The organism is Shewanella sp. SACH, assembly GCF_001887095.2.
Lineage (GTDB): Bacteria > Pseudomonadota > Gammaproteobacteria > Enterobacterales > Shewanellaceae > Shewanella > Shewanella baltica.
Genome location: NZ_MPDG02000001.1, coordinates 1,596,374 through 1,611,337, shown reverse-complemented (window position 1 = coordinate 1,611,337; position 14,964 = coordinate 1,596,374). Strand labels below are relative to the sequence as shown.

The window sequence follows — 14,964 nt, the reverse complement described above, 5'->3', positions numbered from 1 at the left end:
TACTCTGTAGTCTGTTGTTAATTTTGGGGGTGCTTATGCTGAACAAAGACCTGGAAGTCACCTTAAATCTGGCGTTTCAGCAAGCCAGAGACGCGCGTCACGAGTATATGACAGTGGAACATCTGTTATTAGCTCTGATCGACAATCCTGCGGCTCAAGAAGCGTTAATCGCCTGTGGAGCGAATCTAGATAAACTCAGAGATGAAGTGGCAAGCTTTATCCAACAAACAACCCCAATCATTGCCGATATTGATGATGACAAAGAAACTCAGCCGACGCTGGGGTTCCAACGAGTACTGCAACGTGCAGTATTCCATGTGCAGTCATCGGGTCGCAATGAAGTGAACGGCGCTAACGTGTTAGTCGCCATTTTCAGTGAGCAAGAATCCCAAGCCGTGTATTTACTGCGCCGCTGCGATATTAGTCGCCTAGACGTTGTGAATTTTATTTCCCATGGTTTCGCCAAAAATGATGATGCTGAGTCACATCAAGATCAAGAACGGGTTGAAGATCAGGGCGAAAGCAGCGAAGAGCGCAGCATGTTGTCGCAATTTGCGTCCAACTTAAATCAACTTGCTAAGCAAGGGATCATCGACCCACTGATTGGTCGCGATCAAGAAATTGAGCGCGCGATTCAAACCCTGTGCCGTCGCCGTAAAAATAATCCACTTTTAGTGGGTGAGGCGGGCGTAGGTAAAACGGCGATTGCCGAAGGGCTGGCGTATCGCATCGTCAATAAACAAGTGCCCGATGTGATGCTTGAAGCCACAGTGTATTCTTTGGATTTAGGTTCACTGCTGGCGGGAACTAAGTATCGCGGTGACTTTGAAAAGCGCTTTAAGAACCTGTTAAAAGAACTGGCAGCCGATAAGCATGCCATCCTATTCATCGATGAGATCCACACCATTATCGGTGCGGGCGCGGCCTCTGGCGGCGTAATGGATGCCTCTAATCTGCTGAAACCTTTACTATCTAGCGGTAACTTGCGCTGCATGGGCTCGACAACTTTTCAAGAATATCAAAGTATTTTTGAGAAAGACCGTGCACTTGCACGTCGTTTTCAAAAGGTGGATATCAATGAGCCTTCAGTGGAAGAAACCACTAAGATTTTGATGGGGCTTAAGTCTAAATACGAAGAATATCATGGGGTTCGTTATACTCAGGCTGCGATCAGCAGCGCTGCGGTATTGTCGGCCAAGCACATCAATGACAGACATTTACCCGATAAAGCCATCGATGTGATCGATGAAGCGGGTGCGCGTATGGTGATGTTGCCTATGAGCAAACGTAAAAAGACCATAGGCCAAGCCGAGATTGAGTCGATAGTGGCGAAAATGGCGCGTATCCCTGAGAAGTCGGTATCCGCCACTGATAAGGACTTACTGCGTAATCTTGAGCGTAACCTTAAGATGGTGGTCTTTGGCCAAGATAAGGCCATTGAGAGTCTGAGTTCGGCCATTCGCTTATCACGCAGTGGCTTAGGCACAGACAGAAAACCTGTAGGTAGCTTCTTATTCGCGGGTCCCACCGGTGTGGGTAAAACCGAAGTCACTAACCAACTGGCCAACTGTTTAGGGATGAAACTGGTGCGCTTTGATATGTCTGAGTACATGGAAAGCCATACAGTGTCACGCTTGATTGGTGCGCCTCCTGGATATGTGGGTTATGACCAAGGTGGCTTGCTCACCGATGCTGTGATTAAAAATCCGCACTGCGTGGTGCTATTGGATGAAATCGAGAAGGCCCACCGCGATGTCTATAACTTGCTGTTGCAGGTGATGGATCACGGTACTTTGACCGATAATAATGGTCGTAAGGCGGACTTCAGACACGTGACTTTGGTGATGACGACGAACGCGGGTGTTCAGGAGACTATTCGTAAGTCGATTGGCTTTACCCAACAAGATCACACTCAAGATGCGCTATCTGAAATTAATCGGGTATTTTCGCCAGAATTTCGAAATCGTCTCGATTCCATCATTTGGTTCAACCATTTGGATATGACGATTATCGCCAAAGTGGTCGATAAGTTCTTGGTGGAATTGCAGGCTCAATTGGATGCAAAACACGTTACTTTGGAAGTCAGCGACGAAGCCAGAACCTTGTTGGCCGAGAAAGGCTACGACAAGAACATGGGCGCGCGTCCAATGGCTCGGGTCGTGACCGAATTGATCAAACGTCCATTGGCAGACGAGATCTTATTTGGTGTCTTAGAGTCAGGCGGAGTGGCGCATGTGGATGTGAAGGAGGGCGAGCTTGTCATTCGTACCGAACGTCACGAAAAAGCGACAACAAAAGCTTAACGCTTGATTATCCATTAGTTTTAGACATAAAAATGGCTGCAATTGCAGCCATTTTTTTCATCTTTCGCAAACAAAAAAACCCGGCCTTGCCGGGTTTTTAAATCTAAGAGGCTATATCAGCGTGCGCGGAAGACAATGCGACCTTTGGTCAGATCATAAGGAGTCAGCTGGACGGTAACTTTATCGCCAGTAAGGATCCGGATGTAGTTTTTGCGCATTTTGCCTGAAATGTGGGCTATCACCACATGACCATTTTCAAGCTCTACACGAAACATTGTGTTTGGCAAGGTTTCAAGGATAGTGCCTTGCATTTCAATGTTGTCTTCTTTCGCCATTAATTAATTATCCCATTAGCCTTCGAATATAAAAAACGGGCGTATCATGCCCCAAATTCACCCTGCTGTAAAGGGGAAGTACTTAGCAAACTTGGGAATACTCCCAGCCCGTCGGTGTGAGGATTTGATATGGGCGATATAAACGCTTGTAGGACATCTTACGGTTTTCATCTATTTGATATCCGAGATAAACAAATTCTTTGTCCATCAGTTTTGCCAATCGGCACTGAATTAAAATTAACAGGGCGCCGAGGGAACGCTGTTCTTCGTCGGGGTCAAAATAGCTGTAAATCGCCGACAGACTATTGGGTAAGGTATCTGTGACCGCGACGGCTAATAATTTATCGCCGTTATAGACTTCGATAAACGTCGGCGGCAACCAATGGCAAAAAAGAAAGTGATTATATTGATCTTCACTCGGGGGAAACATAGGGCCGTCAAAATGTCGCTCACGAATGTAATTTTCATACAGGGCATATTGTTCGGCGGTTTGCTCCGATGTAATTCGCCAGGTCAGATCTTGGTTTTTTGCTAAAGTCCGTTTTTGACGTTTCGATGGCACAAATTCATGCGCTGGCACACGAATAGGCTGGCACGCGCTGCACCTTGGGCAACGGGGTTTATAGATGGAGCCGCCACTGCGGCGAAAACCCACCGCGAGTAAACGCTCAAATAAAATGGGATCGAGCGTATCTTCTTGGATGACAAGTAGCTGCTCCTGCTGGCCATCGAGGTAGCTGCAGGGAAATATTTGACTGATACCGATAGCGATCGATGCTTTACTCGAGTTCAAGGATGACCTCTTTAGTGGTCCAAGTCGTTGGGTCCACGGGATTGTTTCTCAGTTCGCTAAGTAACGTTATAAAATCAATGCGTTTAATGGCTTTGGCTCCCAAACTTTCTAGGTGAGGATTCATCACTTGTGCATCGATGAGTTTGAATCCCATTTTGAGTAAATGCTGTTGCAGCGCTGCAACGGCGGCCTTGGACGCATTGGTTTTACGGTGAAACATGGATTCGCCGCAAAACACTTGGCCGATTGCTAAGCCGTAAAGCCCACCAATTAAACGTTCGCCTTCCCAGACTTCAATGGAATGGGCGTGACCTGTGTGATGCAGTTCGCGATAGGCCATTTGAATTTCTTGGGTGATCCAAGTGCCGCTCTGTTTTTCTCTTGGCTGCGCACATCCCGCCATCACATCGGTGAAAGCGTGATTGATTGTGATCCGCCAAGGTTGTTTTTTTAAGTATTTCCGCAAACTTGTGCTGATGTGTACTTCACCGGGAATAAACACGGCGCGGGGATCGGGCGACCACCACAAAATAGGATCATCTGAGTTAAACCAAGGAAAAATACCGTTGTAGTAAGCCGAGAGTAAGCGTTCAGGACGTAAGTCGCCGCCGATAGCCAATAACCCATTAGGATCGGTTAAGGCGAGTTCGGGTGAAGGAAAAGCTTCAAATTCGTGATTCAGAAAAGACAGTGACTTCACAATTGAGTATGATTTAGTTATAGACCTTATTATTAAGTTAGCGGAAATTCAGATATGTGGAAACCTACTCTAGCAAGCTTTATGTTTATTTTTGCGTTTATCCTCAGCCCCGCGAGTGCGGGTTATGACCGTAATCAAGCCGTGCCTGTCGAGAAAGTGCTCTATGGCGATATCACTTCGGTACGTAATATCACTGAAACCCAGCTGATTGAAGACCGTAATCGAGGTTGGAAAACCTTTGGTGGCGCCTTAGCGGGTGGGGTGATTGGTAATCAGTTTGGTGGCGGTTCTGGCCGTGATGTGGCGACCATTTTAGGCGCCTTGATTGGTGGCGGTATCGGCAATCGTTATGGCAGTGGCACGAGCGTGCAGTCATTGAAGCTGGTGGAATTGATGATCAATCAAGAAGATGGCACCCAAGTTATGGTGATCCAAGACTATGATGCTGGCATGGTATTCAATGCAGGTGACAGAGTACGAGTGGTCTACCTGCAAGGCGGTGTGCGTGTTGATGTCGCGATGTAAGCGACTGTCTTATCTTGATTAAGTCGTCATCTTCAGTAAATGGTCATCTCGAGTAAAGGACGGTAATGCAATGACACGGACAGAATTAACCCAATATTTAGCCGATTTTTTACATGTATCGGCGTTTAAAGATTACGCGCCCAATGGGCTGCAAATAGAAGGCAAGGATGAGATCCGCACCATAGTGACGGGCGTGACTGCGTGTCAGGCTTTGATCGATGAAGCGATTCGATTAAACGCCGATGCGATTTTGGTCCATCACGGCTTTTTTTGGAAGAATGAGCCTGAAGTGATCACTGGCATGAAACAACGGCGGATTAAGGCACTGCTCAAGCATGATATTAATTTATTTGGCTATCATTTGCCCTTGGATGCCCACCCAATGCTCGGTAATAACGCGACCTTAGGCAGGCAACTTGGGATCGTCGACGCAGAAGCCATCGAAGAGGTGGCTCAGGGGCTGCTGTGGCGTGGAAAACTTGATCTTGCAGTTAGTGCTAGCGAATTTTCTCACACCCTTGAGGATGCGTTAGGCAGAGCCCCACTGCACATAGGTGATGGCGATGCCAAGATCCAACATTTAGCTTGGTGTACTGGCGGCGCGCAGGACTATATCGATGTTGCGGCGAGTTTAGGTGTGGATGCGTTTATCAGTGGTGAAGTGTCCGAGCGCACTTTCCACAGTGCGGTGGAGCAGGGCATACATTATTTTGCGGCGGGGCACCATGCGACCGAACGTTTCGGTATTCAAGCCTTAGGCCGTCATCTCGCCCGCGAGTTTGATCTCGTGCACCATTTTGTGGATATCACTAATCCGGTCTAATCCAGTCTTAAAGCGGCTTATGATGATCATATTGCCGTTTTATCCCTAATCGAAAGGCGAGCATAGCTCGCCTTTTTTACTGTGAGTTATGGTGACTTATCAGCACTCAAACTTGTTCCTCTAGCGTTTGAGCAACCAGCTCTTAGCTTTTAACTGAAACTAGATTAGCTCCAAAGTGGACAATACAAAGATGCCTAAGGTGCACGTGATCAGCGAGCAGACTGTGGTCAGCGCGATAATATTGGCCGCAAGGGGGGCGTTGCCACCCATGGCGCGTGCCATCACATAGCTTGCGGCAGCGGTGGGCGCTGAACTCATTAAAAAGACCAGCGCTAACTCAATCCCTCGATAGCCCAACAGCAAGGCTCCAAGCGTGATAAAAAGCGGGGCAAAGATCAGTTTCAATGCGGTTGAGAACCAAGTTGAATGCTTTTCATGTTTGAGTGAACCAATATCGAGCGAACCGCCAGTGCACAGTAGCGCTAGTGGCAGGGTCATATTAGCAAAGTATTGGCCCGCATCGAGCACCATTTTCGGTACTGGAATAGCAAGTAAATAGAACAACATGCCGACCATAATGGCAATGATCAGCGGGTTTTTAGTGATGGTCTTGATAATCACGCCAAATGCGCGTTGGCTGGATTCTTCGCCTTTAGGGCTTAGGCAAATAACCGCTTGAATATTGTAGAGCAGCGTCATTGAGGCGACATAAACCGCAGCTAAGGCAACGCCTGAACTGCCGTAGGCGTTGGAAACATAAGCTAAGCCGATAATCGCGGTATTGGCCCTGAATCCTCCTTGAATGATCACGCCTTGGTCTTTGTGCTTGGGAAATAGCCGCCCAGTTGCATAGGTGGAGAGTATAAAAAACAGGAAATTGGCCGCTAAACCATAGCCAATTAAGGGCGCACTGGAGGCGAGATCGTGATTGGAGCTAATAATGCTTAGGAACAGCAAGGCTGGCAGCGTCACGTTAAAGACTAATTTTGATGCGACATCAATAAAGTTTTCATTGATGATTTGGGTGCGTTTTAGGATCACACCGAGCGCTAACATCAAACAAATTGGACCCGTAATCGAGGCAGAAAACAGCAACTGCTCAACGATATTTCCCATAACTACTCCTCGAATGATTCACTGAACACTGCGTCGATTTTAGACCTGTCACAGATATGAATATCACACTGCAGCGAATGCCTTGTCGATAGAAATACGAGCATTAACTCGTTTTCTGCAACCTGTCACTTAAAGCAGTCGCTTAAACCTGTCAGCTAAACCTGTCAGCGAAACCTAGTGGCGTAAACTCAGTCTTTTAAAAGACAAAGTGACACTCGAAGCCACAAATAGGCTCAAACAATCGATACCAACAAATAAGGCCACATAAATGCGGCCTTATTGATTTTTCGAGCGTTATCTAGCGCAGATTACTTAACACGCATGCCAGGCTGTGCGCCTTCATGGGGTTCTAAAATCCACAGGTCGCTGCCACCAGGGCCAGCAGCCAGTACCATACCTTCAGACATACCAAAACGCATCTTACGTGGCGCTAAGTTAGCCACCATTACAGTTAACTTGCCTTCGAGATCTTCTGGCGAATAAGCCGATTTGATCCCGGCAAACACTTGGCGCGTTTCACCACCGATGTCGAGTTGTAACTTGAGTAACTTGTCAGCGTCAGCAACATGCTCTGCTTTGACGATGCGAGCGATACGCAGGTCGATTTTCGCAAAATCATCAAAGTTGATGGTCTCACTGATCGGATCGTCAACCAGCGGTTCACTGCTTACCGATGAAGCTTTAGCGGTTTTTTCAGGCGCTGCCGTCTTTGGTGCATCCGCCGTGACTTGCAGGTTATCCTTGGAATCAGCAACCATAGCATTGACTTTATCCAGCTCAACACGTTGCATCATTGCCTTGAATGGGGCGATTTCATGACCCGCTAAATCTTGGCCCAATGCATCCCAAGTGAGTGGCAATTGGAAGAAGGCTTCCACATCTTGGGCTAAACGTGGCAATACAGGTTTTAGATACGTCACGAGAATACGGAACAGATTCAAGGCGTTTGAACACACTTGATGGGCCGCTTCCTGTTGGTCGTCATGTTTCACCATTTGCCAAGGCGCAGCATCGGCCACAAACCCGTTAGCGATGTCCGCTAATGCCATGATTTCGCGCATCGCTTTGCCGTATTCGCGCGACTCGTAAAAGTCTGCAATCACGTCTTGCTTGGCTAAAAACGCCTCAGTCAGGGTGGTGTCGTTAATTTTCGCGAGCTTGCCATCGAAACGTTTAGTGATAAAACCTGCGGTGCGCGAGGCTAAGTTCACTAGCTTACCGACTAAATCTGAGTTCACGCGCTGGGCGAAATCTTCCAGATTTAAATCTAAATCGTCGATACGGCTGCTGAGTTTGGCGGCGTAGTAGTAACGTAAATATTCAGGATCTAAATGATCTAAATAGGTACGCGCCTTAATGAAGGTGCCTTTCGATTTAGACATCTTCGCGCCGTTGACCGTCACATAACCGTGGGCATAGACGCTGTTTGGCTGACGATAACCTGAGCCGTGCAGCATGGCTGGCCAGAAGAGGCTATGGAAGTAAACGATGTCTTTACCGATGAAGTGGTAAACCTCGGCGGTAGAATCTTTGCCCCAGAACTCATCGAAGCTCAGTTCAGGACGTTTTGCACACAGGTTTTTGAATGACCCCATATAACCGATAGGCGCATCTAGCCAAACGTAGAAATACTTTCCTGGCGCATCGGGAATTTCGAAACCAAAATACGGTGCATCACGGGTGATGTCCCATTGCTGCAGACCTTGCTCAAACCATTCGTCGAGTTTATTGGCCATTTCTACTTGCAGTGCGCCAGAGCGAGTCCACTCTTTTAGCATGCCTTCGAAGGCGGGCAGGTCGAAGAAAAAGTGCTCAGTGTCTTTCATCACTGGCGTTGCACCCGATACCGCTGATTTTGGATTGATAAGTTCAGTTGGGCTGTAAGTCGCGCCGCAAGAATCACAGTTATCGCCGTATTGATCAGGTGACTTACACTTAGGGCAAGTACCTTTTACGAAGCGGTCGGGCAGGAACATGGATTTCTCAGGATCGAATAACTGAGAAATGCTCTTGCTCTTGATATAGCCGTTGTCACGTAGCTTGAGATAAATATCGCTCGCCATGAGGCGGTTTTCTTCGCTGTGAGTGCTGTGATAGTTATCGAAGGCGACATTAAAATCGGCAAAATCCTGCTGATGTTCTTTGTTCACTTGGGCGATCATATCTTCAGGCGCTATGCCTAATTGCTGGGCTTTAAGCATGATCGGCGTGCCATGGGCGTCATCGGCACAAATATAGTGGCACTCATGTCCACGAAGTTTTTGATAACGCGACCAGATATCTGTCTGGATGTATTCCAACATGTGACCTAAATGTATCGGTCCGTTTGCGTAGGGAAGTGCGCTGGTCACGAGAATTTTACGTTGTGAAGTTGCCATCTTGTCTCAAATATCGTGGTGGGCCAAAAATATTGGTAGAGATACTAACCGATTACAGGATGATTTTCATCAAAAGCTGAGCCGATTGAGCTAAATCTGCGCTAATGTTTTCTGCATTATCTGGTACACTTGGGCAAATTTATTGGTGGGGGTAATTCTTTTGTCTTCAACTCAAACTGATTATCGTCTAAATGACGATCTTCTCGGGCCAGTTCTGGCTATTCTCGATTCATTTATTGACCCATATCTTGCGAAAGGGTTAGTGAGCGCAGGATGCGTAAATAAACTGGCGTTGGAAGGTAAGCGTTTGCAGCTTGGCTTAGTCTATCCATACCCTTGCATGACCCAGTATCGCGACACTGTGATGGCGTTGACCAACAAGTTGGCCGTGCTCGATGCTATCGATGAAGTCGAATGTGAAATCGATTTTCAACCTAAAGCCTATTCAGCGTTATCTTCTATCGCACCGATTGCCAATGTGAAGCAAGTGATTGCCGTTGCCTCAGGTAAGGGCGGCGTGGGTAAATCAACCACAGCGGTGAACTTAGCCTTGGCCTTAGCGGCTGAAGGCGCGCAGGTGGGTATTCTCGATGCGGATATTTACGGCCCGTCAGTGCCTATGATGCTAGGTATTCCTAATTTCAGACCGCTTTCCCCCGATGGCAAACATATGACCGCCGCCAGTGCCCATGGCATTGCCGCGCAATCGATTGGGTTTATGCTCAGCGGTGATGAAGCTGCCGTGTGGCGAGGCCCAATGGCAGCGGGCGCCTTAGCGCAACTGCTCAATGAAACCCAATGGCCAGAGCTAGATTATTTAGTCGTCGATATGCCGCCGGGTACGGGTGATATTCAATTAACTCTGTCGCAAAAAGTGCCGGTGAGTGGTGCTGTTATCGTCACTACGCCGCAGGATATCGCGCTGGCCGATGCCAAGAAGGGCATCAATATGTTCCAGAAAGTGAACATTCCTGTGCTGGGTATCGTCGAAAACATGAGTTTCCATTTATGTCCCGAGTGTGGCCATAAAGAACATCCATTTGGAACACACGGTGGCAGTAAAATCGCCGAGCGTTATCAAGTTCCACTGTTAGGCGCCTTGCCACTGCACATCAATATCCGTGAAGCCATGGATAACGGTGCGCCGACGGTCGTTGCCGATCCAGACAGTGAAGTAGCCGCACTTTATCGGGAAATTGCCCGTAAAGTGGGCGCAGAATTGGCTTTAAAGCAAAGCCAGAAAACAGTTTCTATTAGTGTTTCAGATGACGAGTAAGGTTTAAGGGTATGAATTCTCAGCAGTGTGTCATTATTGCAATTGCTGGCGCGTCAGCATCGGGCAAAAGTTTAATTGCCAAAACGATTTTTGACGAATTACGCCGCGATTTAGGCACAGATCAAATTGGGGTAATTAATGAAGACGCGTACTATCGCGATCAGAGTCATTTATCCATGGATGAACGGGTATTAACGAATTACGATCATCCAAAAGCGTTGGACCATCAACTGTTGTGCACCCATTTACAGTTGCTCAAGTCTGGCGAAGCTGTTGATATCCCTTGTTATAGCTACACAGAACACACTCGTATAGCAGAAACCCTGACGATGACACCGAAAAAGGTGATCATTTTAGAAGGTATCTTACTGCTGACTGATCCTAAGTTACGTGCGCTGATGGACGCGAGTGTGTTTATGGACACACCGCTGGACATTTGTTTCCTACGTCGCCTAACCCGTGATGTGGCGGAACGCGGCCGTACGATGGAATCTGTGATTTCTCAGTACAAGAAAACCGTGCGTCCTATGTTCTTACAGTTTATCGAACCGTCGAAACAATATGCCGATATTATCGTTCCCCGCGGCGGTAAGAATCGTATTGCGACCGATATTTTAAAAACTCGTATCCAACATTTACTGGCAAAATAACGACATAAAAACTCAAGGAGTAATAGGCAAGATGCGCTTAACCGATATCGAAATTGAACAGGCCCTTGATAACGGCACTATCGTAATAGAACCTCGCCCAGGCATAGAAGCTATTTCAGGCGTCAGTGTTGATGTGCGCTTAGGTGGACAGTTTCGCGTCTTTAAAGATCATACTGCGCCTTATATCGACTTGAGTGGCCCAAGCGTCGAGATGCAAGCTGCGCTTGATCGGGTGATGAGTGAAATTATCGAAATCCCTGATGGCGAAGCGTTTTTCCTGCATCCTGGCGAATTGGCCTTGGCGGTGACTTACGAGAGCGTGACGCTGCCCGCCGATATCGTCGGTTGGCTCGATGGTCGTTCATCATTGGCGCGTTTAGGCCTGATGGTGCACGTGACTGCGCACCGTATCGATCCAGGTTGGCAGGGTAAAATCGTGCTCGAGTTCTATAACAGTGGCAAGTTACCTTTGGCCCTGCGTCCACGTATGACCATAGGCGCGCTTAACTTTGAACGTCTCAATCATGCTGTTGCACGTCCTTATAACACCCGTAAAAGTGCCAAATACAAAGATCAGCAAGAAGCGGTTGCCAGCCGTATCAGTCAGGACTAACACAAGTGTTTTGGGTGAATGGCGCATCGCAGGCGAGTGTCGACCCTTCCGATCGAGGGCTTGCCTATGGTGATGGCTTGTTTGCGACTATGCGGACAGGCGCTGAGGGGATTTTGTTTTTCAACGCCCATCAAGCTCGTTTAACCGCAGGCGCCGCAAGGCTTGGGTTTCAATGGCAAATGAGTGAAGCACTGCAACAGCAGCTTCATGCCTTAGCCATTGAATATCCACATCATTGCATTAAGTTAATCGTTTCCCGTGGTGTTGGTGGCCGTGGTTACACACCACCAGAAACGGTTAATCCTACCGAAATCGTCTCAGTTCATGCTATTCCAAGCCATTATGCAAAGTGGCAGCAAGCGGGCATTTGCCTTAAAACCTCGTCGATACGATTGGGTTTGCAGCCCTTGTTGGCTGGGATGAAGCATTTAAATCGACTCGAACAAGTCTTAATAAAATCCCACCCTTTACCTCAGGGGTTTGATGACTGGTTAGTTAACGATATCGAAGACAATGTGATTGAATCTTCGATGGCGAATGTGTTTTTTATCAAAGGCAATCGCGTTATAACCCCTTCATTAGCCCAGTGCGGCGTGGCGGGTGTGATGCGCGAACAGGTTATGATAGCCTTGCTTGAACAGAACATGAATATCGAATGTTTGCCCGTTGGCGCCGAGCGTTTAATTGAATTTGACTCAGCGTTTATCACTAACAGCGTTTTAGGAATTGTGGATGTGCTGGCGATAGACTCGCTTAAGTTCAGCCGTGCTCCGATTACCGCGCAACTTAGACAGACACTTTCACTCACCCTATGAAAAAACTCATTCTTATCGCCAGTTCAACCCTGTTGACCTTGCTGACATTAGTCTGTTTGGGCGCCTTTTGGGGCTATCAAACCGTCATCGAATACAGTCAAACGCCGCTGAGTCTCAGCGAGCCTAAAGAACTGACCGTTGAACGCGGTACCAGCGTCAACCAGCTTGCGCAGCAACTTGCCGACGATGGTGTGATTCAAGACACGTGGAAACTCAAGTGGCTACTTAAGTTTCGCCCTGAGCTTGCTAAGATCCGCTCGGGACTTTACGAAATCTCACCTTCACAAACCATTACCGATTTGCTTAATGATTTGATTGCCGGAAAAGTGAAAACCTTTAGTTTGACCTTAGTTGAAGGCAAAACCATCGTTGAATGGGAACAACAACTTGCCAGTGCGCCGCATCTACAGATGTCACCAGAAGTGTTTGCCGCCGTGTTGATGGCGCAGGGCGATGATTCAGGTTTGCCAGAGGGTAAATTCTTCCCCGACACCTATCATTATACTGCTGAGGCGGATGTTAAAGTCCTGCTGACTCAAAGCTATAAGATGATGGAGCAAGAGCTTGCCAAAGCGTGGGCAGAACGGGCGCCAAATTTGCCGTTAAAATCCCCCTATGAAATGCTGATCTTGGCATCGATAGTTGAGAAGGAAACCGGCCAAGCCCATGAGCGTGACCAAATCGCTGGGGTATTTGTTAATCGTCTTAATCAAGGCATGCGTCTACAAACCGACCCGACGGTTATTTATGGCATGGGCGAACGCTATAAGGGCAATATCACCCGTAAAGATTTAGTCGAAGAGACACCTTTTAACACTTATCGTATTTTTGGATTACCGCCAACGCCGATTGCAGCACCGAGTAAAGCCTCACTGATGGCCGTGTCTAAACCTGCCAGTGTGAGTTATCTCTATTTCGTGTCACGCAACGATGGTACCCATGTGTTTTCATCCACACTTGAAGCACACAACCACGCGGTAGATGTGTATCAGCGTAAGAAAAAACCGGCGACGCCAGAACAATCACCAAAGTAAAAATGCAGAGAAAGAAAATCCAATGTCAGTTTTTGCAAAATTTATCGTTATTGAAGGTTTAGAAGGCGCAGGTAAGTCGAGTGCGATTAACCTTATTCGCGACTTTATTGAGAAACATACGGGTAAAGCGCCGATCTGCACCCGTGAGCCGGGTGGCACGCCACTGGCTGAACGTATCCGTGATTTGGTCAAAATTGCCGATGCGACCGATCCCCTGTGCGACGAGGCCGAGTGTTTACTTATCTATGCCGCCAGAGCCCAATTGGTTGCCAATGTGATTAAACCCGCGCTTGCGCAGGGTCAATGGGTATTGGGTGACAGACACAATTTATCGTCACTGGCCTATCAAGGTGGTGGCAGGGGCTTAATGCCGTTAGTGGAAGCGGTGAGCACTGCCACCCTTAAAGGCTTTAAACCCGATCTCACCTTATACCTAGATTTAGATCCCAAGCTTGGGCTAACCCGCGCAGCTAAACGCGGTGAGCTTGATAGAATCGAGCAACAAGCGATTGATTTCTTTGAACGGGCTCGCGCGACTTACCTTAAACTTGCCAGCGAAGATGACAGCATAGTGGTTATCGATGCGAGTCAAACCATGGCCGAAGTGCATAAAGATATCTTAGCCGTGCTACAGGCGATGGCATGGTAGCCGAGTCAGGGTTTACGGCTGCGCAATTGCCTTGGCTCGAAGGGCCAAGGCAGGCATTTTTAGCGCAACTCACGCGACAAAAAATGCCCCATGCACAGCTTGTCGGCATTGATTCTGCCTATGGTGGTGAGCTGCTGAGTGTGTTCATGGCGCGTGCGGCCATGTGTTTGCAGCCAACATCTGCGGGGGCCTGCGGTTTTTGTAAGTCTTGTCAGCTCTTTGATGCGGGAAATCATCCCGATTTTTACCATATTGCTGCCGATGGCAATCAAATTAAAGTCGATCAAATTCGTGAGCTTTGCACACGTCTGACGGCGACTGCCCAGCAAAGCGGTATGCGGGTGGCGATTATTCACCATAGCGAGCGACTTAACTCCGCTGCCGCCAACGCACTCCTTAAAACCCTTGAGGAGCCAGGTAAAGATACTTTACTGATATTGCAGTCGGATACGCCTGCACGTCTGATGGCGACGGTCAGCAGCCGCTGCCAACGCATTCCCTTCGTTGTGCCAAGCCGAGAGACCATCAAAAACTGGTTAGCGCAGCAATGTGATATCCAAGAGGATGTCACTTGGTGCTTGAGCGTGGTGGGTGGACCGCTAAAGTTGGCAGAGAGCTTGCAGTCTGAAAGTGGTCAACAGAGCCGTTATCAATCCTTGCTACAGTTTCGCAAAGATTGGGCCCAAAGTTTGTCGTCTGGTCATCTGTGTGCTAGTTTGTTAACTATAAGTGAACAACAAATAATTGATGTTCTTAAGGTTTTATACCTGCTTATACGACAGGTGTTACTGAAAAATAGCCACCAAGATGCGTTTATCCATGCGCAGCTCGGGAACTTGGCGGCCAAGATCATGGGAATGTGTCATAGCTTAAGTACAATGCCGAGCGTCAATTATCTGGCCTTGTGTCAAAGTTATGTCTTAGAATATAGAGAGATAACAAATAAGTAATATG

15 protein-coding genes are annotated in these 14,964 nt (G+C 47.8%); 10 read left to right on the top strand and 5 right to left on the bottom strand.

Annotation, left to right across the window (positions count from 1 at the left end; translation table 11 throughout):
• Positions 1-35: 35 nt before the first annotated feature.
• The gene (gene clpA, locus BM607_RS06965; protein ID WP_006081935.1) at positions 36-2,303 is read left to right on the top strand and encodes an ATP-dependent Clp protease ATP-binding subunit ClpA; all 2,268 of its coding nucleotides are present in this window, start codon (positions 36-38) and stop codon (positions 2,301-2,303) included.
• Positions 2,304-2,419: 116 nt separating this feature from the next.
• Here the strand turns inward: clpA and infA are convergent, their stop codons facing one another.
• The 3 genes from infA to aat form a co-directional block, all read right to left on the bottom strand.
• Positions 2,420-2,638 carry a translation initiation factor IF-1 gene (gene infA, locus BM607_RS06960; RefSeq protein WP_006081934.1) on the bottom strand — a complete coding sequence of 73 codons (219 nt, stop codon included), beginning with the start codon at positions 2,636-2,638 and terminating at the stop codon, positions 2,420-2,422.
• A gap of 82 nt (positions 2,639-2,720) precedes the next feature.
• Positions 2,721-3,431: an arginyltransferase gene (locus tag BM607_RS06955; RefSeq protein WP_071939369.1), complete on the bottom strand. Its 711-nt coding sequence runs from the start codon at positions 3,429-3,431 to the stop codon at positions 2,721-2,723.
• On the bottom strand, positions 3,418-4,131 hold the full coding sequence (gene aat / locus BM607_RS06950; protein WP_071939370.1) for a leucyl/phenylalanyl-tRNA--protein transferase: 714 nt from the start codon (positions 4,129-4,131) through the stop codon (positions 3,418-3,420). The genes BM607_RS06955 and aat overlap by 14 nt, the downstream gene beginning before the upstream one ends.
• Positions 4,132-4,185: 54 nt before the next feature.
• Between aat and BM607_RS06945 the strand changes: the two genes are divergently transcribed.
• Together BM607_RS06945 and BM607_RS06940 are read left to right on the top strand one after the other, a co-directional pair.
• Positions 4,186-4,656, top strand: coding sequence for a glycine zipper 2TM domain-containing protein (locus BM607_RS06945; protein ID WP_006081931.1), 471 nt, complete (start codon positions 4,186-4,188; stop codon positions 4,654-4,656).
• Positions 4,657-4,726: 70 nt separating this feature from the next.
• Positions 4,727-5,479, top strand: coding sequence for a Nif3-like dinuclear metal center hexameric protein (locus BM607_RS06940; protein WP_006086263.1), 753 nt, complete (start codon positions 4,727-4,729; stop codon positions 5,477-5,479).
• A 159-nt stretch (positions 5,480-5,638) separates the two neighbouring features.
• Here the strand turns inward: BM607_RS06940 and BM607_RS06935 are convergent, their stop codons facing one another.
• Positions 5,639-6,595: an AEC family transporter gene (locus BM607_RS06935; protein WP_071939371.1), complete on the bottom strand. Its 957-nt coding sequence runs from the start codon at positions 6,593-6,595 to the stop codon at positions 5,639-5,641.
• 308 nt (positions 6,596-6,903) lie between these two features.
• The gene (metG, locus tag BM607_RS06930; protein WP_071939372.1) at positions 6,904-8,973 is read right to left on the bottom strand and encodes a methionine--tRNA ligase; all 2,070 of its coding nucleotides are present in this window, start codon (positions 8,971-8,973) and stop codon (positions 6,904-6,906) included.
• 160 nt (positions 8,974-9,133) lie between these two features.
• Here metG and apbC point away from each other — a divergent pair, with 160 nt between their 5' ends.
• Genes apbC through holB form a run of 7 tightly spaced genes read left to right on the top strand, consistent with a single transcriptional unit; the run spans position 9,134 to position 14,960 of the window.
• Positions 9,134-10,249, top strand: a complete 1,116-nt coding sequence (apbC, locus tag BM607_RS06925) for an iron-sulfur cluster carrier protein ApbC (protein WP_012089389.1) — start codon at positions 9,134-9,136, stop codon at positions 10,247-10,249.
• An 11-nt stretch (positions 10,250-10,260) separates the two neighbouring features.
• Positions 10,261-10,899, top strand: coding sequence for a uridine kinase (udk, locus tag BM607_RS06920; RefSeq protein WP_006081926.1), 639 nt, complete (start codon positions 10,261-10,263; stop codon positions 10,897-10,899).
• Positions 10,900-10,930: 31 nt separating this feature from the next.
• Positions 10,931-11,512, top strand: coding sequence for a dCTP deaminase (gene dcd, locus BM607_RS06915; RefSeq protein WP_006081925.1), 582 nt, complete (start codon positions 10,931-10,933; stop codon positions 11,510-11,512).
• A 5-nt stretch (positions 11,513-11,517) separates the two neighbouring features.
• The gene (pabC, locus tag BM607_RS06910; protein ID WP_071939373.1) at positions 11,518-12,327 is read left to right on the top strand and encodes an aminodeoxychorismate lyase; all 810 of its coding nucleotides are present in this window, start codon (positions 11,518-11,520) and stop codon (positions 12,325-12,327) included.
• Positions 12,324-13,361, top strand: a complete 1,038-nt coding sequence (mltG, locus tag BM607_RS06905; RefSeq protein ID WP_071939374.1) for an endolytic transglycosylase MltG — start codon at positions 12,324-12,326, stop codon at positions 13,359-13,361. The genes pabC and mltG overlap by 4 nt, the downstream gene beginning before the upstream one ends.
• A gap of 22 nt (positions 13,362-13,383) precedes the next feature.
• Positions 13,384-14,010, top strand: a complete 627-nt coding sequence (tmk, locus tag BM607_RS06900; protein WP_006081922.1) for a dTMP kinase — start codon at positions 13,384-13,386, stop codon at positions 14,008-14,010.
• Positions 14,004-14,960: a DNA polymerase III subunit delta' gene (gene holB / locus BM607_RS06895; protein ID WP_071939375.1), complete on the top strand. Its 957-nt coding sequence runs from the start codon at positions 14,004-14,006 to the stop codon at positions 14,958-14,960. The genes tmk and holB overlap by 7 nt, the downstream gene beginning before the upstream one ends.
• The last annotated feature ends 4 nt before the right edge of the window (positions 14,961-14,964 follow it).

Coding starts and splice junctions, on each gene's coding strand:
- clpA (WP_006081935.1), top strand. CDS start 36: ATGCTGAACAAAGACCTGGAAGTCACCTTAAATCTGGCGTTTCAGCAA.
- infA (WP_006081934.1), bottom strand. CDS start 2,638: ATGGCGAAAGAAGACAACATTGAAATGCAAGGCACTATCCTTGAAACC.
- BM607_RS06945 (WP_006081931.1), top strand. CDS start 4,186: ATGTGGAAACCTACTCTAGCAAGCTTTATGTTTATTTTTGCGTTTATC.
- BM607_RS06940 (WP_006086263.1), top strand. CDS start 4,727: ATGACACGGACAGAATTAACCCAATATTTAGCCGATTTTTTACATGTA.
- BM607_RS06935 (WP_071939371.1), bottom strand. CDS start 6,595: ATGGGAAATATCGTTGAGCAGTTGCTGTTTTCTGCCTCGATTACGGGT.
- metG (WP_071939372.1), bottom strand. CDS start 8,973: ATGGCAACTTCACAACGTAAAATTCTCGTGACCAGCGCACTTCCCTAC.
- udk (WP_006081926.1), top strand. CDS start 10,261: ATGAATTCTCAGCAGTGTGTCATTATTGCAATTGCTGGCGCGTCAGCA.
- dcd (WP_006081925.1), top strand. CDS start 10,931: ATGCGCTTAACCGATATCGAAATTGAACAGGCCCTTGATAACGGCACT.
- mltG (WP_071939374.1), top strand. CDS start 12,324: ATGAAAAAACTCATTCTTATCGCCAGTTCAACCCTGTTGACCTTGCTG.
- tmk (WP_006081922.1), top strand. CDS start 13,384: ATGTCAGTTTTTGCAAAATTTATCGTTATTGAAGGTTTAGAAGGCGCA.
- holB (WP_071939375.1), top strand. CDS start 14,004: ATGGTAGCCGAGTCAGGGTTTACGGCTGCGCAATTGCCTTGGCTCGAA.